Annotated in this window: 12 protein-coding genes; 10 read left to right on the top strand and 2 right to left on the bottom strand. The window is 55.9% G+C overall.

Annotation, left to right across the window (positions count from 1 at the left end; genetic code table 11):
* Window positions 1-93: 93 nt before the first annotated feature.
* A complete protein-coding gene (locus Q0O07_RS03660; RefSeq protein WP_295490483.1) occupies window positions 94-2,748 on the bottom strand; it encodes a ribonuclease E/G in 2,655 nt (884 codons plus the stop codon).
* Between the two features lie 656 nt (window positions 2,749-3,404).
* Between Q0O07_RS03660 and Q0O07_RS03655 the strand changes: the two genes are divergently transcribed.
* From Q0O07_RS03655 to Q0O07_RS03635, 5 genes are all read left to right on the top strand, one after another.
* Complete coding sequence (locus Q0O07_RS03655) at window positions 3,405-5,921, top strand: transglycosylase domain-containing protein (RefSeq protein ID WP_295490480.1); 2,517 nt, start codon at window positions 3,405-3,407, stop codon at window positions 5,919-5,921.
* Between the two features lie 118 nt (window positions 5,922-6,039).
* Window positions 6,040-7,167, top strand: a complete 1,128-nt coding sequence (gene prfB, locus Q0O07_RS03650) for a peptide chain release factor 2 (RefSeq protein WP_295490476.1) — start codon at window positions 6,040-6,042, stop codon at window positions 7,165-7,167.
* A 162-nt stretch (window positions 7,168-7,329) separates the two neighbouring features.
* Entirely contained in the window at window positions 7,330-8,487 is a 1,158-nt protein-coding gene (locus Q0O07_RS03645) for a CaiB/BaiF CoA-transferase family protein (RefSeq protein WP_295490474.1), read from the top strand.
* Window positions 8,488-8,489: 2 nt separating this feature from the next.
* Complete coding sequence (locus tag Q0O07_RS03640) at window positions 8,490-9,704, top strand: acetyl-CoA C-acetyltransferase (RefSeq protein WP_295490471.1); 1,215 nt, start codon at window positions 8,490-8,492, stop codon at window positions 9,702-9,704.
* Window positions 9,705-9,849: 145 nt separating this feature from the next.
* Window positions 9,850-12,045: a 3-hydroxyacyl-CoA dehydrogenase NAD-binding domain-containing protein gene (locus Q0O07_RS03635; RefSeq protein WP_295490468.1), complete on the top strand. Its 2,196-nt coding sequence runs from the start codon at window positions 9,850-9,852 to the stop codon at window positions 12,043-12,045.
* A 70-nt stretch (window positions 12,046-12,115) separates the two neighbouring features.
* On the opposite strand, the gene Q0O07_RS03630 is transcribed toward Q0O07_RS03635, so the two are convergent.
* Window positions 12,116-14,710, bottom strand: a complete 2,595-nt coding sequence (locus Q0O07_RS03630; RefSeq protein WP_295490466.1) for a TonB-dependent receptor — start codon at window positions 14,708-14,710, stop codon at window positions 12,116-12,118.
* A gap of 221 nt (window positions 14,711-14,931) precedes the next feature.
* Here Q0O07_RS03630 and Q0O07_RS03625 point away from each other — a divergent pair, with 221 nt between their 5' ends.
* The 5 genes from Q0O07_RS03625 (at window position 14,932) to Q0O07_RS03605 (ending at window position 22,485) form a co-directional block, all read left to right on the top strand.
* Window positions 14,932-17,124 (top strand): thiamine pyrophosphate-dependent enzyme, encoded by a 2,193-nt coding sequence (locus Q0O07_RS03625; RefSeq protein ID WP_295490464.1) that lies wholly within the window; start codon window positions 14,932-14,934, stop codon window positions 17,122-17,124.
* On the top strand, window positions 17,121-18,155 hold the full coding sequence (locus Q0O07_RS03620; protein ID WP_295490462.1) for an ACP S-malonyltransferase: 1,035 nt from the start codon (window positions 17,121-17,123) through the stop codon (window positions 18,153-18,155). Before Q0O07_RS03625 ends, Q0O07_RS03620 begins: the two co-directional genes overlap by 4 nt.
* Window positions 18,156-18,255: 100 nt before the next feature.
* Entirely contained in the window at window positions 18,256-19,701 is a 1,446-nt protein-coding gene (gene zwf, locus Q0O07_RS03615) for a glucose-6-phosphate dehydrogenase (protein WP_295490459.1), read from the top strand.
* Window positions 19,694-21,517, top strand: coding sequence for a phosphogluconate dehydratase (edd, locus tag Q0O07_RS03610; RefSeq protein ID WP_295490456.1), 1,824 nt, complete (start codon window positions 19,694-19,696; stop codon window positions 21,515-21,517). Before zwf ends, edd begins: the two co-directional genes overlap by 8 nt.
* A complete protein-coding gene (locus tag Q0O07_RS03605) occupies window positions 21,514-22,485 on the top strand; it encodes a glucokinase (protein ID WP_295490454.1) in 972 nt (323 codons plus the stop codon). Before edd ends, Q0O07_RS03605 begins: the two co-directional genes overlap by 4 nt.
* Window positions 22,486-22,494: the final 9 nt, after the last annotated feature.

Raw genomic sequence — 22,494 nt, 5'->3', positions numbered from 1 at the left:
AACTGGATGAACGCGCAATGAAGAAGTTGGACAAAACTAAGCCCCGCTAGTCACGGACCAACGGGGCTAAGTTATTTTTTACCCGCTGGCTGCTTAACCGAAGGTGCGTTGCCACCAGCCAGTGCGTGGCGTGCCGTCATCTTCGCTGCCTTCAGCGCCGGTGGATGCGACGTCTTGTGTTGCATCCTTAGCGGCGGCTTTCTTGCGTGGGGCCCTGGCTTTGGCCTTTGGTGCCTCGACAACGTCATCGACAACAGCCTCAGGCGCAACGGGCGCCTTTGCCCGTGCACGTGGCTTAGCTGGGGCCTTGGCTTTCGCAACAGGGGCGTCGTCAGCCGCTACAGGGGCTTTTACGGCTGGCCCGTCGGCTACGGCTTCAACCTCAACCGCGTCAGCCTTTGGCTTGGCGCGGCTGCGACGCTTTGGCTTGGCATCGGCTTCTTGCGTAACTTCTGGGACTGCAGACGCTTCGGCTTCGGCAGGCGCTGACGTTTCGACAATGGCATCAACGTCCGTTTCCTGACGGTCACGGCCCCTGCCACCACGACGTCCGCGACGTGCTTTTGGCTTGGCTTCTGCATCAGCTTCAGGAGCTTGAGCAATGTCATTGCCTTCGGCGCGTTCCGCAGCACCCGCATTTTCGCCAGCAACCGCATCCTCACCCTCAGGCCGACCGTCACGGTCGCGACCCTTGCCACCTCGGCGGCCACGGCGACGCTTGCGTTTACGACCTTCGCCGCCTTCGCCTTCTTCGCGTGGACGCTCTTCTCGGGCACGACGCGGCTCGCGCGCGGTTTCCTCGGCTTCTTCAACTTCGTCGTCGAAATCTTCGATGTCGTCTTCAATGTCATCATCGTCGAGATCGATAATCGGCGGCAGTTCGACCGGGCGTTCTGGACGCGGACCGGAACTGGAAACTGCAAGCTTTGCGCCTTCTGTCTCTCCATTGGGCACGATCAGCACGCGGACATGATAGCGATCTTCGATCGCCGCCAATTCGGCACGCTTGTTGTTGAGGCAATAAATGGTCGCCTCTTGGCTTGCTTGCAACACGATCTGGTTGCCTTGACCCTTTGCCGCTTCGTCTTCGATAAGGCGCAGGGCTGACAAAGCAGCAGATGATGCTGTGCGAACAAGGCCAGTGCCTTCACAATGCGGACATTCGCGTGTGGACGCTTCAAGCACGCCGGTGCGCAGACGCTGACGGCTCATTTCCATCAAGCCAAAGCTGGAAATACGACCGACCTGAATGCGGGCGCGGTCGTGTTTCAATGCTTCTTTCATTGCACGCTCGACTTTGCGGGCGTTCGAATGATGCTCCATATCGATAAAGTCGATGACAACAAGGCCAGCCATATCGCGCAAGCGCAACTGACGGGCAATCTCGCGCGCAGCTTCCAAATTGGTTGAAAGCGCGGTTTGCTCAATGCCATGTTCTTTGGTCGAACGGCCTGAGTTGATGTCGATCGAGACCAATGCTTCGGTCGGGTTGATGACAATATAGCCACCCGACTTCAACTGGACGACCGGTTGATACATCGCGTTCAACTGATCTTCGACATGATAGCGCTGGAACAATGGCACTGGGTCGGCATAATGCTGCACACGCTTGGCATGGCTTGGCATAAGCAACTTCATGAAGTCCTTTGCCGCCTTATACCCGTCGGGCCCTTCAACGAACACCTCGTCAATATCCTTATTATAGATATCACGGATGGCGCGTTTAATAAGGTCGCTGTCAGTATGGATCAGCATTGGCGCTGCGCCGCGCAGCGTGCGTTCACGGATTTCGTCCCACAGGCGCGCCAGATAATCAAAATCACGCTTGATTTCAGGCTTCGTCCGGGCAAGCCCAGCGGTCCGGATTATGCAACCCATGGTGGATGGCAAGGTAAGGTCGGAAATAATCGTTTTCAAACGCTTACGGTCGGCTGCGCTATGAATTTTACGGCTGATACCGCCGCCATGCGACGTATTCGGCATGAGGACGCAATAACGGCCCGCTAGGCTCAAATATGTGGTGAGCGCCGCACCCTTGTTGCCGCGTTCTTCCTTGACGACTTGAACGAGCAAAACCTGACGACGATGAATGACGTCCTGAATCTTGTACCGGCGACGCAAGTTCATACGCTTTGCGCGCACTTCGTCGCTGGCCTTAGGTGCCCGGCCTTCACCATTTCGGCCACCGCGACCACGACGGCGACGGTTGTTGCGGCCATTTTCGCCGCCATTTTCGCCGCCGTTATCGCCGTTTCCGTTTTCGTCGGAATCGTCGCCATTGCCTCCAAGGTCGGGTTCTTCACCCTCGGTCATGTCGATGGTGTCGACGCTGTCGTCGCTATCGACCTCAATAAGGTCGGTTAGGTCGTCATCACGTTCCGCCGAACCCTGCATGATGTCGGAAGGCTCATCGCTTTCTTCTTCTTCTTCCTGCTCACGCAGCGCAGCCTCTTCAGCAGCAGCCTCAGCTTCTTCGGCCAACAACCGGTCGCGGTCTTCCCGAGGAATTTGATAATAATCGGGGTGAATTTCGGCAAACGCCAAAAATCCGTGGCGGTTGCCGCCATAATCAACAAAAGCCGCCTGAAGCGATGGTTCTACCCTGGTTACTTTTGCAAGGTAGATATTGCCTTTGAGCTGCTTGTGCTCAGCCGACTCAAAATCGAATTCCTCAATCTGGTTTCCTGTTACGACTGCGACCCGGGTTTCTTCCCGGTGACGCGCGTCGATAAGCATACGCGTTGTCATGTAATTTACTCCAGCGAGGCCGGCAGCCGGTTATGAGCCGATGGCCGCTCGCTTCATTGTTGATACGTTGCCGGACCGAACGCATAGCGTTCCTGTCGGCAAAGTGATGTGGTGGAAAAGTTAAAAATGCGTCTGCTGCTTGTGCATGGCGGGCGTGTATCTCGCGCGCTTGATTTCCAACCCATGCGCCATACCCTGACTGGGCGGCGTTGTTGGAAATATCATGCCTCATGAAGCGTCAACCTGTTAAATTGCCGAACGTAAACAACGAACGGCGGACTATCGGGGCATTCATCAGAACTCCCTGTAGGTAATCGCTAGCACTCCCGCATGTTATCGGCAAGAGCATCCCGTGATTTAGCTTGCAATTACGGCTCATGAACCGTTTTTATTAAAATATCGCTTGGCAGGGGCCGGTGCTTGTAAAAAATGACTGGCCGCTTGAAATAGGTCCTGACCCTCAGCAATGCAGCCGTTCTTCGTTTCTTGGCCTCTCCAAAGGACAGCGCGAGGTCGCGCAGGCGCTGTTCAATGCCATTCAAGTCAATTCCGCACGGTGGATTGCGGCACGTTAAATGGGCATATGGCCAAATTCGCGTCCCTTTGCTGATTTAGATTCTGGACCTGTCCGGCAAATCGGCTAGATAGGGGGCGCAATGGATACCCAGCCACCACCTGCCGAAGTGCCGACAACTATCAGTTACCGGCTGAAACGCGACGCCGAAAATTTTGTGACTCGCTGGCATGGATATTGGCAAAACAAGCGTTTTCGTTTGGCGACTTACGCTGCGGGTGCGCTATTCGTTCTGCTTTTGATATTCTGGGCGTTGTTTGCACGTAATCTTCCTGATGCAGAGGCGCTGATCGAATATGAATCACCGCTGCCAACGGTGGTGCGCGACATCAACGGAGAGCCGTTTCACAGTTACGCCCGAGAACGGCGCGTTCAGTTGGAATATGCCGACTTTCCGAAAACGTTGGTACATGCCTATCTCGCGGCCGAGGATAAAACGTTTTTCAGCCATGGCGGGATTGATTATCCCGGTATCGCGTCAGCCATTTTTGACAATATTTTTAGCGACAAGCGCGCGCGGGGGGCATCGACCATCACACAACAGGTTGCGAAAAACCTGCTGTTGACCAACGAATATAGTTACACCCGCAAGGTTAAAGAGGCGATCTTAGCCAAGCGTATCGAAAGCGCGCTGACTAAGCCTCAGATTTTGTCGCTCTACCTTAATGAAATCGCGCTTGGGCGCCAATCCTTTGGGGTTGAGGCCGCGGCGCAGGCGTATTTCGCGAAAAGCGTTGATCAGCTTTTACTGCATGAAATGGCCTTTCTGGCCATCCTACCAAAGGCCCCGGAACGTTATGGGCGCGCCAAAAATGCGGATCTCGCCATGTCCCGTCGTAATTGGGTGCTTGGCGAAATGCGGGCGAACGGATGGATCACCGATGCGCAGCTTGCGACTGCGCGGGTCCAACCGCTTGGCCTGGTGACGCAACGTGGAACCGGTTATAAAAATGTGGGCGGTTATTTTGCAGAAGAAGTGCGCCGCCAGCTTATCGAAAAATTTGGCGAAACCGACGAAGCAGGGCCCTATAGCGTATATTCGGGTGGTCTGTGGGTCCGGTCATCCATGCATCCCGAGCATCAACTTGCGGCGACCAAGGCGTTGCGTGACGGCTTGCTTCGCTACAATGCGGGCAAGGCTTGGAAAGCCAATTTGGGTACAATTGACGTTACCGATGACAAATGGCCATCCCGCTTTGCGTCGACCAATATTGGTATCGATTATGCCAATTGGCGTGCCGGCGTTGCGCTGGGCAATGGGCGCGTTGGATTTGCGGATGGTTCGACCGCGCGCCTTGACGGCGGTCCAGCCGCGATGAAGGCAGGTGACGTGATCGCCGTTGCGCCCAATGGCACGAACAGCTTCGTTGTCCGCAGCGTGCCAGAGGTCGGCGGTGGCATGGTCGTCCAAGATCCTTTCAATGGCCGTGTGCTCGCGGTGCAAGGTGGCTTCGACAATCGTATCTCCAGTTTCAACCGCGCGACGCAGGCACAAAGGCAACCCGGTTCAACCATCAAACCCTTTGTTTACGCAACTGCGCTCGACAATGGAATGACGCCCACTTCGATTATCGTCGATGGGCCTTATTGCGTCTGGCAAGGTGCAAACTTAGGCCAAAAATGCTTTCGTAATTTCACAGGTGGCGGGGCAGGCCCGCAAACCATGCGTTGGGGTCTTGAACAATCCCGCAACCTGATGACGGTGCGGGCGGCGGCTGAATCGGGTATGGACAATGTGACGGACACTTTGCGTGACATGTCGATTGGGGATTATCCTGATTATCTCTCTTATGCCCTTGGTGCAGGGGACACGACAGTGTTGAAGATGGTCAATGCCTATTCGATGCTGGTCAATCAAGGCCGTGAATTGAAACCGACATTCATTGATTTTGCGCAAAATCGCAAAGGCAAGGTTATTTGGCCAGCCAAATGGAAGCCTTGCATGGGGTGCCGCGCGCCCGATTGGAATGGCAGGCCAATGCCGCGCTTCACACCTACGGGCAAGCAAGTCATGGACCCCATCACGGCGTATCAAGTCGTGCATATGTTGGAAGGCGTGATACAACGTGGCACCGCTGTCACATTGCGTGAACTTGACCGGCCATTGTTCGGCAAAACCGGGACAACCACCGGTCCCACCAATGTCTGGTTCATTGGCGGATCGCCGCATTTGTTGGCGGGCCTCTATTTGGGCTTTGACCAACCGCGCAATATGGGTGGCTATGCGCAGGGAAGCTCACTGGCTGCGCCCATTTTTAAACAGTTCGCACGCACCGCGATGGCCGATATGCCAAAGACGCCGTTCATCGCCCCTGCCGGAACACGGCTTGTCCGCGTAGATCGCAGGAGTGGCAAGCGCGTATATGGTGCTTGGCCGATTGATGACCCGCTAAGCGCCGTGATTTGGGAGGCATTCAAGGCCGAGACGGAGCCAAAGCGATCTATCCGTCAAGAAGAAATGGCCACGCGGGATGACACGCCAAAGAAAGCGGCTGAAACGGAGTCTGCTGGTGCTGCCGGCGCGGCCAATGCCCCAAGCGCAAGCGTCGGGACAAAGCGCGACCAGGAGTTTATCCAGCAAGAGGGCGGAATTTATTAGGTCCTGACCCTAATAGATTTCGGCTTGCGGCGGGTAACTCTGGTCATCGCTGCCTTTGACTTGAGCGTCCAATCCGCTAAAGGCCGCGGCTGACCTTTTCAATCCCTTGGAGTTTCTTATGCGCGCCGACGCAGAAGGCTATGTTGCCCGCATTGATGCCGCCCTCAACCTCGTCAAGATGTCGCTTGACTGGGACCGTGCTTTGCGCCGCTTGGATGAACTAAACGCCAAGGTTGAGGACCCTACCTTGTGGGATAATCCGAAAGCTGCCGAAGAAGTTATGCGCGAACGCCGCCGCTTGGATGCGGCCATTGGGACTGTGCGCGAAATCGACGCCGACAAGGCGGGCACGGTTGAATTAATCGAACTTGCCGAGATGGAAGGCGACGCCGAGTTGGGCGATGAAGGCGCCGCTGCACTGAAAGCATTGGCTGACCGTGCCGACCGCGACAAGGTCTCTGCATTGTTGTCGGGCGAAGCAGACGGCAATGACACTTTCATTGAAATTCATGCGGGCGCGGGCGGCACCGAGAGCCAAGACTGGGCCGAAATGTTGCAGCGCATGTATTATCGCTGGGCCGAACAACGCGGGTATAAGGTGGAGATGGTCGATTATCAGGCGGGTGATCAGGCAGGTATAAAATCCGCCACTCTGCTGGTGAAGGGCGAGAATGCGTACGGCTATGCCAAGACCGAAAGCGGCGTCCACCGTCTGGTCCGCATTTCGCCTTATGACAGCGCGGCAAAGCGGCATACGAGCTTTTCAAGCGTCTGGGTGTATCCGGTCATTGACGACAATATCGACATTGAAATCAACGAAGGCGATTTGAAGATCGACACCTACCGCGCGTCTGGCGCTGGTGGGCAGCACGTTAACACCACGGACTCAGCCGTCCGCATCACGCACAAACCTTCGGGCATTGTCGTCGCCAGCCAGAACGACCGCAGCCAACATAAAAACCGCGCCACCGCGATGGGTATGTTGAAAGCGCGTCTTTACGAAGCCGAACTGCGCAAGCGCGAAGAGGTCGCGAGCGGCGAATATGCGGCCAAGACCGAAATCGGTTGGGGCCACCAGATCCGTTCTTACGTGCTGCAACCCTATCAAATGGTCAAAGACCTACGCACGGGCGTTACGTCGCCAACACCCGGCGACGTACTTGACGGCGACCTAGACAATTTTATCGCGGCCGCATTGGCCCAGCGGGTTACAGGTGAAGCGGTTGCCGTTGACGACGTGGATTGATTTCCGTCTTTTGGCCGTCAGGCGGCATTTGTTTCAATAAGCTCCGCGCGGCAATTGCTCCACGCTAAAAAACTTAGTTGACGCTTGCGTCAAGTGCGTGGGCACCTTAAAAGAGGCGGCTTAATCAGGCGATTAAACGCCTACCGTAACGGAAACCACTTCATGACCGATTCTCCCGCCAAATCCGGTCCGTTAAGCGGCATAAAGATTGTCGAACTTGCTGGCATTGGCCCCGGGCCTTATGCGGGACAGTTGCTGGCGGACATGGGTGCGGATGTGATTGTCATCGACAGGCCAGGTGGCTCAATCGTGCCCAAGGCCATTGATGCGCGCGGTAAAAAATCAATAATTCTTGATTTGAAGAAACCCGAGGCGGTTGCCGCATTGTTGAAGCTGGTTGAATCTGCGGATGTCTTGATCGAAGGACTGCGGCCGGGTGTGACGGAACGGATGGGGGTTGCCCCCGATGTTTGCCACGCGATTAACCCTCGTCTTATTTATGGCCGGATGACTGGCTGGGGCCAGAAGGGTCCGTGGAACCAAATGGCCGGGCATGACATTAATTATATCGGCATGACGGGTGTTTTGAACGCGATTGGCAAGCATGGGCAGCCGCCGGTTCCGCCGCTCAACATGATCGGCGATTTTGGCGGCGGGTCAATGTTTCTCGTCAACGGTATCCTTGCCGCTTTGGTCGAGCGCGCACGCACAGGTAAGGGCAATATAGTGGATGCGGCGATTGTCGATGGCACCAACAGCCTGATGAGCTTTGTGCATGGCATGACAGGGCTTGGCCAATGGCGCACGCAGCGTGAGGCAAATTTGCTCGATGGGGCGATGCCGTTCTACCGTTGTTATATGACGTCCGACGGTAAGTTTACGGCCGTTGGCTGCATTGAACCGCAGTTTTTTGCCGCGATGATGGAGCGTTTGCCTGTCGACAAGGATGTATATGGCGATCAGCATGACCGCTCGGCGTGGGCTAAGCAGCATGAACTGCTGGAAGATGTGTTCGCGACCAAAACCCGCGACGAATGGGAAGCGATTTTTGCCGGAACCGACGCCTGCGTTACGCCCGTGCTGGATTATGTTGAGGCCGCATCCCATCCCGCAAACGCCGCGCGGCAGGCCTTTGTGCAGGATGGTCATTGGTTGCATCCGCAAGTTGCGCCGCGACTTGCAACGCAGCCATTGGCTACCCATTTCGATATTGCAACAAAAGGCGGCGATTATGCCGATATATTGACCGAGGCTGGCCTTGGTGAACAGGAAATCTCCCAATTGATCGCGGCGGGCGCCGTGGTCACAAATAAGGATTAAATATGACTGAAGCCTATATTTATGACGCTGTGCGCAGCCCGCGTGGCAAGGGCCGCCCTGATGGCGCGCTACATGAAATTACGCCCATCGATCTGGCAGCGCAGGTCTTGGCCGCAATTCGCGATCGTAACGGCCTGTCGGGCGAAGAGATTGAGGATGTGGCCTTTGGTTGCGTTTCGCCCGTGGGGGAACAAGGCGCAGTCATTACGCGTACCGCGATCCTCGCCGCTGGCTATCCGCACACGACTTCGGGTATTCAAGTGAACCGTTTTTGTGGTTCTGGCCTTGAAGCGTCGAACATCGCTGCTGCTAAGGTGAAATCCGGCGAGTGCGATCTGGCGGTTGGCGGCGGCATTGAATCGATGAGCCGCGTGCCCATGGGTTCAGACGGCGGCGCATGGCCGATCGACCCCCGTTCGGCGATTGCCAATTATTTCATTCCGCAAGGTATCTCGGCTGACCTTATCGCCACCAAATATGGGTACAGCCGCGACGATGTCGACGCTTATGCCGTTGAAAGCCAGAAGCGCGCTGGCCGCGCATGGGCCGAGAAGCGCTTTGCGCGCTCGATCCTGCCGATCAAGGATGTCATTGGGGAGGTTGTGCTTGACCATGATGAATTGATGCGCCCCCAAACCGATATGCAGTCCTTGGGCGCATTGGCACCTGCATTCCAGATGATGGGCACGATGATGCCTGGCTTTGATGACATTGCCATCATGCGCTATCCCGACGTCGAAAAGATCAATCATGTCCACCATGCTGGCAACAGTTCGGGTATCGTCGATGGTTCTGCCGCCGTGCTGATCGGTACGAAGGAAGCTGGCGAAAAATACGGCCTGAAGGCGCGGGCGCGGATCGTGTCGATGGCTTCTGTCGGTTCGGAACCTGCCATCATGCTCACTGGCCCCGAATTTGCGGCGCAGAAGGCGCTGGCGTGTGCAGGGATGGACAAAAACGACATTGACGTGTGGGAATTGAACGAAGCGTTTGCTTCGGTTGTCCTGCGTTTCATGGAAGCGATGCACATCGATCATTCCAACATCAACGTGAACGGCGGCGCAATCGCCATGGGCCATCCTTTGGGTGCAACGGGTGCGATGATCCTCGGGACGGTATTGGATGAGCTGGAGCGGTCCGGCAAGTCGACTGCGCTCACCACCTTGTGCATCGGCGCAGGCATGGGCACCGCAACCATCATCGAACGCGTGAATTAACCTAGTTTTGTCATCCGCGCGAACGCGGGGATCCATGGTCCGGCACGTCAGCGTAAACCGACGGATATGGCCATGGACCTCCGATCAAGCCGGGGGTGACAAAGTTTTAGATTGGTGCGAAAACGCGCGAACAAGGAACGAAGATATGACTTACAAAACTTTCTCCGTCGATATCGACGCCGATGGCATCGCACTTTTGACAATCGATCTGCCCGACGCCTCTATGAATGTGTGGAACGGCGCGTTGATTGAAGAATTCGGCAAATGGGTTGATGATTTCACCACCAACGAAGCCGTTAAGGGCGCTGTGATTACATCCGGCAAAAAATCCAGTTTCTTGGCCGGCGCTGACTTGACCATGCTGGGCGGCGCGAAGGCGAACAGCACCAAAGAAGCTTTCGATCAGGCGTTTGCCCTGAACGTATTGCTGCGCAAAATGGAAACGGGCGGGCAGTCTGCCAAGGACCTGAGCAGCGGCAAAGCTTCGGCCAAGCCAGTGGCTTGCGCACTGAATGGCCTTGCCTTGGGCGGCGGGCTTGAGCTGGCTTTGGCATGCCATTATCGCGTCGTTGCTGATCATCCGAAGATCCAGCTGGGCATGCCAGAAGTCATGGTGGGCTTGCTGCCCGGTGGCGGCGGTACGCAGCGCACGCCGCGCCTGATCGGCCTGCAGAATGCCGCGATGATGATCATTCAAGGCAAGGCGCTCGACCCCGCCACGGCTAAGGCACAAGGGTTGGTGCACGACGTCGCGCCTGCGGCTGACTTGGTTGCCAATGCCAAGGCATGGGTGAAGGCCAATCCGAAGGTTACGGCACCGTGGGATAAGAAGGATTTCAAATTCCCGGGTGGGGCAGGGGCAATGGACCCTCGCGCCGTGCAGTTATTCGTTGGCCTCAACGCCATGGCGCACAAGGAAAGCAAAGGCAATTTCGATGCCATAAAGGCGATATTGTCCTGTCTGTATGAAGGCTCGATCCTGCCATTCGACACCGCGCTGCGTGTGGAATCGAAATATTTCACGAAGTTGCTTTCGGGCAGCCAAGCCAAAAACATGATCCGTACCTTGTTCATTAACAAGCAGGCCGCCGAAAAGGGCGCTGGCCGTCCCGCAGGCGTGCCGCCGGTTGAGATCAAGAAGGTTGGCGTTTTGGGCGGCGGCCTTATGGGGTCGGGCATCACGCATGTTACCGTGAAGGGTGGCATGGATGTCGTTGTTCTGGACCGTAGCCTAGAAGACGCCAACAAGGCAGTCGATTACAGCCGCAAGATCATCGACAAGGCCGTCAGCCGTGGCAAGATGACCAAAGAAGCCGGTGACGCCTTCATGGCGCGGATTACGCCAACGGACAATTATGATGATCTGAAAGACGTAGACCTCATCATCGAAGCTGTTTTTGAACGCCCCGATGTAAAGGCCGATGTTATCAAAAAGGCAGAAGCGGTCATTCGTCCGGATGTCGTTTTCGCATCCAATACGTCGACGCTGCCGATTTCCGGTTTGGCGAAAAATTCGTCACGTCCCGAATTGTTTGTCGGGCTGCACTTCTTCTCGCCTGTTGAAAAGATGCCGTTGTTGGAGATTATTCCGGGCGCGTTAACGGGTGATCGTGCCTTGGCAGCGGCGTTTGATTATAACGCCAAGATTAAGAAGACGCCGATTGTGGTTAAGGATGTACGCGGATTTTTCACCAACCGCGTGTTCCCGCCTTATATGGGGGAGGCGATGAAGCTGGTGACGGAGGGCGTGAAGCCCGCTTTGATCGAAAATGCAGCCAAGGCACTTGGCATGCCCATCGGCCCGCTGGCGTTGCTGGACGAGACCACGTTGCAACTGGGCTATGACGTTATGCAATCGACCAAGAAGGAATTGGGCGACGCCTATCAACCCAGCGGCACTGAAGACTTTATGGAGTTGATGGTGGTCACGCTTGACCGCAAGGGGCGCCGTTTTGGCTCTGGCTTTTATGACTATGACGCCAAGGGCGAGCGCCTGAGCCTATGGCAGGGCATGGCCGAGCATTATCCGCTCGCCGAGGAACAGCCGTCGGTCGAAGAGGTGAAGCAGCGTTTATTGTATATTCAGCTGATTGCGACGGCGCAGTGCTTTGAAGAAGATGTCGTCAAAGACCCGCAAAGCGCGGATTTGGGCGCGATTTTTGGTTGGGGTTTTGCACCTTATACGGGCGGTCCTATGAGCTATATCGATACCGTTGGCCTTGAGAACTTCGTCCGTACCGCTGACAATCTGGCCCAGCGTTTCGGGAACCGTTTTGCGCCACCGATAAGCTTCCGCGAAATGGCGGACAAAGGCGAGACTTTGTACAAAGCCGCTGCGTAAAACCAGAACGACAGACACAAAAAAGGGCGACCTCCACGCGGAGGCCGCCCTTTTTGTGTGTAATGTTGGTTTAGAACTTCGCGCGGACGGTCATGCCGTACATGCGTGGCTCTTCCACGAAACCAATCAACGAGCGGGTGCCAGCTGCGCCACGCAGCGGCGTATTGGCCGTAACTCCTCGCGTGATTTCGTTGGTCAGGTTTGTACCCCATATTTCAAAGGTGTAACGCTCATCCGGCGTGGTAAGACCGATGCGTGCGTTCATCTTGAAATAATTTTCCTGCAGCGCCAGTGGGATCGGCAGCTTGTTGGTATCAAGATTAATCGTACGGGTCGTGCGGCTATCGGAATAGTTCATGCTGCCATTGACGAGCAGACCCCAGCCAGAGCTGTTGAGCGGACCGTCATAGGTCAGGCCCGCCACACCCGTTAGCTTCGGCGCATTGGTGAGGTCTTGTCCACAGAGTCGCACTACAGAGCCAAGAGCGCTTGCGGCAACACCGTCGGCGCAATCACTTGGATAGCGGGCATTTGCATATGTCACCGCAAGATTGCCCCGCATATAATTGCCAAAGTCTCCGAACAGCTCAAGTTCTGCCCCTGTCGAACGTGCTGAATTAACGTTGAAGGTGAGGAACTGGATGCCAGTGAATTCCAGAACTTGGAAATCGCTCATCTTCATGTCGAACAAGGCAAGGTTGGCCTTGATCGGACCAAAGGTAGCTTTCACGCCGAGTTCAATCTGGTCGACCTTTTCCGATTTGAACCGTGGGTCGGCATAAACCGGCGCTGCGCCAGTCGTCAGAACTGCAGTAGAGTTCGTTAGGTTGGCTGCGGTCGGGTCGAGGTTGAACCCGCCAGACTTAAACCCGTGGCTATAGCTGGCATAGAGCAGCAAATCTTCATTTGCCTTATAACCAATCTGACCCGTGTAGGTGATTTCGTCATCTTCAAATTGGTTTGACCATGCGCGCGGCAAAGGCAATTTCGAGCTGGCCAAACCACCTCCGGCAGCAGCCGGTGCAGTCAGGTTGACCGGAACGGCAAAGGGAAAGCAGTTGAGGCCTACCAAACCGGAGGCAAGCGCACCGGGAACGCGACCTGTCAGTACACCGTTGACGCTTGCTTGGCATGCTGCGTTGCTTGCGCTGATTTGACCGAAGGATGCATCCTTCGTTTCAGAGACATAGCGCGCGCCAACTGTTAGGCTCAATTTATCCGTTACGTTGAAGACATTGTGCGTAAAAATTGAATAGCTTTCGGCGTCTTGCGAAAACAGGTTGTTCCCAAAAGAATTGTTCGAATTGACTGGCGCACCGATCGTAGGAGCCGCCGCTGTTCCGCCAGAACCCAAAGCAGTGAGCGCAAACAATGGATTTACGCCTGCCGCATTTGCAAAGTTAAATGCGCTGTTCGCGGCTTGATAGTCGGCACCGAAGGACATAGTTTGCTGTGCAGCAATATCTTCCTGCGAGTAAAAACCACCGATCAACCAATCTAGAGAATCGTTCAGCGCGGTCCCTTGTAACCGGAGTTCCTGCGTGAACGTTTTAATCCGGTCACCATTGGGCAGAACACCCGGAGCCTGAATCGAGCCGCCGACACCTGTGGTGAAAATTTTCAAGCTCGTGAAATCGGACTCAGCCGTCGAACTGGATTTAAAGTCACGATAGGACCCAATGTACGTCAGCTTTGCGCCGCCAAAGTCCCATTTGAGTTCACCGGAAATGCCCCATTGTTCAGCGCCATTGAAAAACGTCTGGCTGTTGACGGCCAGATTTTTAAGCGCTGACGTGCCAGATTCGACAACGCCGTCATTGGCCAATCCATGGAATGCCGAGAAAGGCGCGAGTTCGGTTTCACGCACGATAACCGCGTCACAGCAATTTTCGTCTACCTTGGAATAGTCGCCGACAATGCGGATGCTAACATCGGCATTGGGCTCTACATATAATTGGCCACGAATGAGGTAACGGTCGCGGTTGTTGCTTTCAGCGCCGGTTGAGCTTTTCAAGTAACCGTCACGCTTGCGCCATGTGCCCGACAGGCGAAAAGCGGCTACATCTTGTACCACAGGAACGCTCACGCCGCCCTGCGCATTCATGAAGTTGTAATTGCCGTAAGATGCGTTGGCAAAGCCTTCGACCTGAGCCAGGTTAGGACGTTTTGTCGTGATATTCAACGCACCAGCCGAAGTGTTGCGGCCGAACAACGTACCTTGCGGGCCACGCAAGATTTCGAGACGCTCCAGGTCGACAAGGTCGCCCAACGCAACGCCGGGACGTGACTGATATACGCCGTCAATGAAGACGCCAACCGAGCTTTCGAGACCAGTGTTGTTACCGGTGGTGCCGACGCCACGAATTTTTATCGACGTGCCTTGCGTTTCAGTTTGCGATGACTGAATGTTGAAGCTTGGCGAAATCGATGACAGCGTCTTGATATCCGATACGCCTTCGCGCTCCAGCGCCTCTGGCGCGACAGCGGTCACGGCCAACGGAATGTCCTGCACATCCATCGCACGCAATGTCGCGGTCACGATAATGGGTTCATCACCACTATCTTCTTCGGCTTGGGCTGTTTGGGCGTAAGCTGCAGGCACTAACATCGCGCTGCAGATGGTGCTGCACAAAGCAGCGGTAATCACACGATTAAATCGACGCATTTCTCTCTCTCCTCCATGTAACCGACAACCCATTGGCATTTGCTGCTCATATATGGTTGGCGGCATTCTTAACGCTTCCCGGATGGGAAAATTCCGGGAAGAAACTCTATGCACTCATCATCCTATCGCCGAATTTTCACAAATCCAGCAATTTAATCACGCGATTGAAAATATGATTTTACTGTGGCTTTTGTGCCTTTTGGCAGTAATCATGCTGGGCTATGTTTGACCGCCCCACGATCTTGGACGAGGCATTTTCCCGCCGCGTCGCTGCGCATGACTTTCCACATTCGCGTACCAGCCACATTGTCGAAATGGTTGCGCCGCACGTGCTTGTGGATCTGTTCGATAGTCAGATTATGAGCCGCCATCTCGACCTGTGGGCGCGGCGTTCCAAGGGCAAAACTTTCTATTCCATTGGCAGTTCGGGGCATGAGGGCACAGCCGCAATGGCGGCGGCAACGCGCGCGACGGATATGTCATTCCTGCATTACCGCGATGCTGCGTTCCTGATCCAGCGTAAGAAGCAAGCGGGCGGCCTGACGCCTTTGCATGACATGGCCTTGTCCTTCGCTGCGTCAGCTGATGACCCGATCTCGGGCGGGCGGCACAAGGTATTGGGATGCGCGCACACTTTTGTCCCGCCGCAGACGAGCACGATTGCGTCCCATCTGCCTAAGGCCGTTGGTGCGGCGCATTCATTGGGTATGGCGCAACGCTTGCAGCTTGCCGATGCTGTGCTGCCGCATGATGCGGTAATCCTATGTTCCTTCGGTGATGCGTCTGCAAACCATTCAACCTCTCAAGGGGCGTTCAACGCCGCGTGCTGGGCCGCGTATCAGCATTTACCGATGCCTATTGTCTTTCTGTGTGAGGATAATGGCATCGGGATTTCCGTGCGCACGCCGGGCGGGTGGATCGCCGCCAATTTCGCGCATAGGCCGGCGCTGCATTATATTAGCTGCGACGGTGCGGACATGCATGACGCGCTGCGCGGATGCGCAGAGGCGGTGACCTATGCCCGCGCTCGGCGTAAACCAGTTTTCCTGCACATGCAGACGATCCGACTGATGGGGCATGCCGGTGCGGATGTTGAATTAAGTTACGCCTCCATCGCGCAGATTGAGGCAGCAGAGGCGCAGGACCCATTGCTGCACAGCGCGCGGATATTGCATGAACACGCAGGCATGTCAGGCGCAGAGATTGTTGCGCGTTATGAAGATATGCGTGCGCGGGTCGACTGGGTGGCGCGCGAGGCGCTATCGAAGCCAAGACTATTGACGGCGACAGAGGTGATGGCGTCGATTGAACCTGCAAAATCGGCAAAGCCCCGGCGGCCCTTGCCCAATGCGGCGGCGCGTGATGCCTTGTTCATCAAAGACGTGCGTAACCTTGCCAAACCAGCGACTTTAGCCAAAAGCATCAATTTTGCTTTGGCGGATATCATGCTGCAATATCCCAATGTCGCGGTGTTTGGCGAAGATGTCGCGCGCAAGGGTGGCGTTTATGGCGTGACACAGGGGTTGCAAGAGAAATTCGGCCCCGTGCGTGTGTTCGACACATTGCTGGACGAACAAACGATCTTGGGCCTTGCCATTGGCATGGCGCATAACGGCTTTGTGCCGATCCCGGAAATTCAGTTTCTGGCCTATCTGCATAATGCTGAGGATCAGATCCGCGGCGAAGCGGCGACCTTATCCTTCTTTTCGAACCAGCAATATCGCAACCCGATGGTGATCCGCATTGCTGGCCTACCTTATCAAAAGGGCTTTGGCGGACATTTCCATAATGACAATAGCCTGGCCGTTCTTACCGATATTCCCGGCATTATCGTTGCTTGTCCGTCCAGCGCCGCTGATGCGCCAGCGATGTTGCGGGAATGTGTTCGTCTGGCGCATGAGGACGGGCGGGTGGTGGTCTTTATTGAACCAATCGCTTTATATCATATGACCGACCTGCAACAGGCGGACGACGGCGGTTGGACCGCGCCTTATGTTGCGCCAGATCAGGACAAGGTTGTTGCCCTTGGTGCGCTCGGTCAATTTGGTAAGGGCACTGAACTTGCAATTATAACATATGGAAATGGTTATTTTCTTTCGCGGCAAGCGGCTGATGAATTGAAGGCGGGGGGAATTGATCTGCGGATTATCGATCTCCGCTGGCTGCACCCGTTAAATGCTGAGGCAATTGTTGCGGCTGTGGCCGATTGCGGGAAAATTTTGATTGTTGATGAATGCCGAAAATCGGGAAGCCTTAGCGAGAAGTTGATGACCATTTTGACCGAAGCAGGACGCGGCGATGCTGTCAGCCGGATTACAGCTGAGGATTGCTTCATTCCGTTGGGCCCTGCGGCGGAACTGGTTTTGCCGAGCAAAGCCTCAATCATCGAAGCGGCACGGGCGGCGGTAGCATGAAAAAACGGGCTTTAGTCATTTGCCCGGGGCGCGGCACTTATAATGCGGCAGAGCTTGGCTATGTGAAAACGCATCATGCGGCGCGTCAGGACGTTATCGCCACGGTTGATGCCATCCGGACCGAGTTGGGGCAGGTGACTGTCTCGCAACTTGATAATGCCGCCAAATATGCGCCATCGGTTCATATGACGGGCGATAATGCATCGGCGTTGATCTATGCCTGCGCCATGGCCGACTTCGCCGCGATTGACCGCGAACGATATGAGATTGTTGCCGTGACTGGCAATTCCATGGGCTGGTATCTCGCATTGGCTTGCGCAGGCATAGTCGATCTCGCGGACGGTGCGCGGCTTGTTAACAATATGGGCGGAATAATGCATCAGGACGGAACCGGCGGACAAATTGTCTGGTCAGTCGTTGATGACAATTGGAATATGCGGCCAGATAAAATATTATTTGTTCAGAATCTATTGGCCGAGGCGCGTATAAATTCTGCAATATACGTAGATATTTCCATCCGGCTTGGCGGCATGATTGTTTTTGCGGCAGACGAGGCGGGGCTCAAATGGTTGACGGAACGGCTGCCTAAAGATGACCGTTTTCCGTTAAAACTTATGCACCATGCTGCATTCCATAGTCCTTTGCTGAACCATGTCATTCCGATGGCGCGGGCGGGCAATCCTGTTGGCGATTTCGGGACTGGTGAAATTCCGGCGATTGACGGGCAGGGCCGGATTTGGTCCCCCCGCGCGTTCAGCCGTGAGGCTATTTATGACTACACATTCGGCGCGCAACTGACCGAAAGCTATAATTTCACGCGTGCGGTTCAGGTTGCGGCGGCAGAATTTGCGCCCGAAACAATCATTGTCTTGGGCCCCGGCACGACCTTGGGCGCGCCTACGGTTCAGGCGTTGATTGCCTCAGGCTGGCGCGGTCTCTCAGGCAAGGCGGACTTTCAGGCGCGGCAGCAGGATGAGCCGATGCTCATTTCCATGGGCATGGCCGAACAGCGCGCTTGGGTGTTAAGCTAATCACTGCATACGAATAAACGCTAGACGCCCCCTCGCTTCCGGATAAAGGGAGGTCGAATTGCGGGGTAATTGTCTGCTGCCTTGCCAGGAGATTGACGGAATGCGCGACCATAGCTCAACCTTGCTGCTGTTCGGGGCGACGGGTGACCTTGCGCGCCGGATGCTGCTGCCGTCCTTATATGCATTGCATGCTGATGGGTTGATCGACCCCAATTTACGCATTTTCGGCACCGCCCGCAGCGCGCTAACCGACGACGCTTTCCGTGACATGGCGCGCGCCGCATTGTGCGAATTTTTGCCCGATGATCGTAAGGCCGAAGGGTTGATCGACGCTTTTCTGCAACATTTGCATTATGTCGCGCTTGATGCGTCCAATCCAGATGGCTTTACCGAACTGGCGGCGACGATTGGGGATATATCGGGGGGCTTGTCGATTTTCCTGTCTACGGCGCCGTCTTTGTTCGAAGCGACGATCAAGGGCCTGCATGGTGCCGGACTATCGGGGGACAATGTGCGTATTGGTCTCGAAAAACCCTTGGGCAATGACCTGGCTTCCTCGCGACATATCAACGACGCCGTCAACGCCGTATTCCCCGAAAAACGCACCTTTCGCATTGACCATTATCTGGGCAAGGAAACGGTCCAGAACCTCATGGCATTGCGCTTTGCCAATATGTTGTTCGAACCGCTGTGGAACGCCAATGCCATCGCGCATGTGCAGATCACCGTCAGCGAGACAGTCGGGCTTGAGGGGCGCGCAGGTTTTTACGATGATACAGGCGCGCTGCGCGATATGGTGCAGAACCATATGCTGCAATTGCTTGCGTTAATCGCGATGGAGCCGCCCGCCAGCCTTGATGCCACCGCCATTCGCGACGAAAAGGTAAAGGTTCTGCGCGCGCTCCGTCCTGTGGCTGAAGGCGACGTTGTGACGGGTAAATATACCGAAGGCGCGGTCCATGGCGATGCGGTAAAAAGCTATGAAGGCGCCTTGGGCAAAGCGTCCGACACCGAAACATTTGTTGCGATAAAGGCCTATGTCGACAATTGGCGCTGGCAGGGGGTGCCATTTTTCCTGCGCACGGGTAAACGCCTGCCCGAACGGCGCAGCGAAATTGTCATTCAATTCAAACCAGTCCCGCACAATGTGTTCCGCGACCGTGGCGGTAAACTTGAGGCAAACACGCTAATCATCCGTTTGCAACCTGAGGAATATGTGCGGTTGCTGGTGATGGCAAAGGAGCCGGGGCTGGACCGGGGCGGAGTTATCTTGCGTGAAGTACCGCTGGATTTGTCGCTCACTGCCGCGTTCGCGGGGTCGCGCCGCAGGATTGCCTATGAAAGACTGCTTCTTGACCTCATAGAAGGCGACCAGACGCTATTCGTCCGCCGGGATGAGGTTGAGGCGCAGTGGGTATGGATTGATGCCATACGGGCCTTGTGGAAAGTCATGGCGCTAAAGCCAAAAACCTATGGCGCGGGAAGCTGGGGGCCGAATGTGGCGATTGCCCTGACGGAACGCGATGGAGTGAGCTGGCATGCGTAAATTGCACGTGACAATCGAAGCCGTCACCGCACGGATTATTGAACGTTCCAAGCCGCAGCGTCAGGCCTATCTCGACCTGATTGCCAAGCAACGCGACGCCGGCGTTAACCGCCCGACTTTAAGCTGCGGTAACTTGGCGCATGGCTTTGCCGCCAGTGGTTCGGACAAGGCGGCGATCCGGGATGGCAAGGCTATGAATATTGGCATCGTCAGCGCCTATAACGACATGCTGTCCGCGCATCAGCCTTATGGCCGTTACCCAGAGCAGATGAAGATTTTTGCACGGGAGGTTGGCGCAACCGCGCAAGTGGCCGGTTCCACACCTGCCATGTGCGATGGCGTGACACAGGGGCAGGATTCGATGGAACTGTCCTTGTTCAGCCGCGACGTGATCGCGATGGCAACGGCGGTGGGGCTGAGCCATGGTATGTTCGAAAGTGTTGCGATGCTTGGCATTTGCGACAAGATTGTTCCCGGCCTGTTGATCGGCGCTTTGCGCTTCGGCCATTTGCCGACCATATTTGTGCCCGCCGGGCCCATGCCATCTGGTCTTGCCAACACAGAAAAACAACGCGTTCGGCAACTGTATGCTGAGGGTAAAGTGGGCCGTGCCGAATTGTTAGAGGCGGAGGCCGCGTCTTATCATAGCGCGGGCACCTGCACCTTTTATGGCACCGCAAATTCAAACCAGATGATGATGGAGGTCATGGGGCTGCATATACCCGGTTCCGCCTTCATTAACCCCGGCACGAAATTGCGGACCGAATTGACCCGTGCCGCCGTCCACCGCCTGAGCAAAATTGGCTGGGATGGCCATGATTATCGGCCCTTGGGCCTTTGTGTTGATGAAAAGGCGATTGTGAACGCCTGTGTTGGCTTGCTCGCAACGGGTGGTTCAACCAACCATGCGCTGCATATTCCGGCCATTGCGCGGGCAGCGGGGATCATAATCGATTGGGAAGATTTGGACCAACTGTCCTCGGCTGTACCGCTCATTGCGCGGGTCTATCCAAATGGGTCGGGCGATGTGAACCATTTCCACGCGGCGGGCGGCATGGGTTATGTTATTCGCGAACTGATCCATGCGGGCCTGCTGCACTGCGATATCCTGACGGTCGCGGGCGATGACTTGGCCGATTATGGGCGTGAACCAATTTTGCAGGATGACCAGCTTGTCTGGCGGGATGCACCAGCCGTCACTGCCGACGATACTATGCTGCGTCCCCCATCTGCGCCGTTCAGCCCCGATGGCGGAATGCGTCTGGTGACGGGCAATTTGGGTCGTGCAACATTTAAGACCAGCGCCGTCGATCCTGCCCGCTGGACCATAGAAGCGCCCGTCCGCGTGTTTCATGACCAGAATGACGCATTGGCGGCATTCAAAGCGGGCGAATTGGACCGCGATGTCATCGTCGTTATCCGTTTCCAAGGGCCGGTAGCCAATGGCATGCCCGAATTGCACAAGCTGACCCCGCCTTTGGGTGTGTTGCAGGATAAGGGCTTTCATGTAGCGCTCGTGACCGATGGCCGCATGTCCGGTGCGTCGGGCAAAGTGCCTGCTGCTATCCACTTAAGTCCGGAAGGGGCACGTGGCGGGGCTATCGCCAAGCTTCAGGATGGTGACATCGTCCGGCTCTGCGCGAACACTGGAACATTGTCGGTGTTGGTCGATGCAGATATCTGGGCGGCGCGCGTGCCAGCGCCGACGCCCGCACGGCATATAGGCACGGGGCGCGAGTTGTTTGCATTGATGCAGGCAGGCGCGGATGAGGCGGAGAAAGGCGGGTCGGCGATGTTGGCGGTTGCGGGACTATGACGGCTATTGTCGCTGTCGATATTGGCGGAACCCATGCCCGCTTTGCCATAGCCGAGGTTCAGGACGGTCGCGTGCTGGCGCTTGGCGAGGCGATAACGCTCAAGACGGCTGAGCATGCAAGTTTCCAGACGGCGTGGCAGGAATTTGAACGGCTCAATGGTGCGCCCCTCCCGCGCGCGGCGGCGATTGCCATTGCGGGACCCGTGGGCGCCGATATCATCCAGCTAACCAACAATCCTTGGATCATCCGTCGTTCCATGATGTGCCATGCATTGCAGGTGGATGATTTTGTCATCGTGAATGACTTTGGCGCCGTTGGGCATGCCGTAGCGCAAGCGGGGCCAGAGTATTTTCAGCATCTGACAGGGCCGGATCAGGACTTTGCTACGGATGGCACGTTGAGCATTATCGGGCCGGGAACAGGCCTTGGCGTGGCGCATGTGTGGCGCAAGGGCGCTGCCTATCATGTGCAATCGACCGAAGGCGGGCATATGGATTTTGCGCCGCTCGACGCGATTGAGGACGCCGTGTTGGCGCGGTTGCGTAAACGTTACCGTCGGGTGTCTGTGGAACGGGTCGTGTCTGGGCCAGGCCTTATCGACCTCTACGAAACGCTTGCCGCGATTGAGGGGCGTGCGGCCCCGCAATATGACGACAAGACTTTGTGGCAAATGGGCATGTCAGGCGAGGACAGTCTTGCCGCGGCAGCGGTGGACCGCTTCTGTCTATCGCTTGGCAGTGTGGCGGGCGACATTACGCTGGCGCAGGGAGGGTTTGCCGGCGTAGTGATTGCCGGTGGGCTTGGTTTACGGATCAAAGATAGCCTCATTCGTTCGGGATTTGCCGAACGGTTTCGCGCAAAGGGCCGCTTTGAAGGGCTGATGTCTGCCATCCCCGTAAAACTGATTACGCATCCGCAGCCAGGCCTTTTTGGCGCGGCGGCAGCGTATGCTCAGCAACATATTTGAGGATGCATA

Origin of the sequence: Sphingorhabdus sp. EL138 (assembly GCF_945890115.1) — a bacterium.
Classification (GTDB): Bacteria; Pseudomonadota; Alphaproteobacteria; order Sphingomonadales; family Sphingomonadaceae; genus Sphingorhabdus_B.
This window is presented reverse-complemented; position numbering and strand designations above follow the sequence as displayed.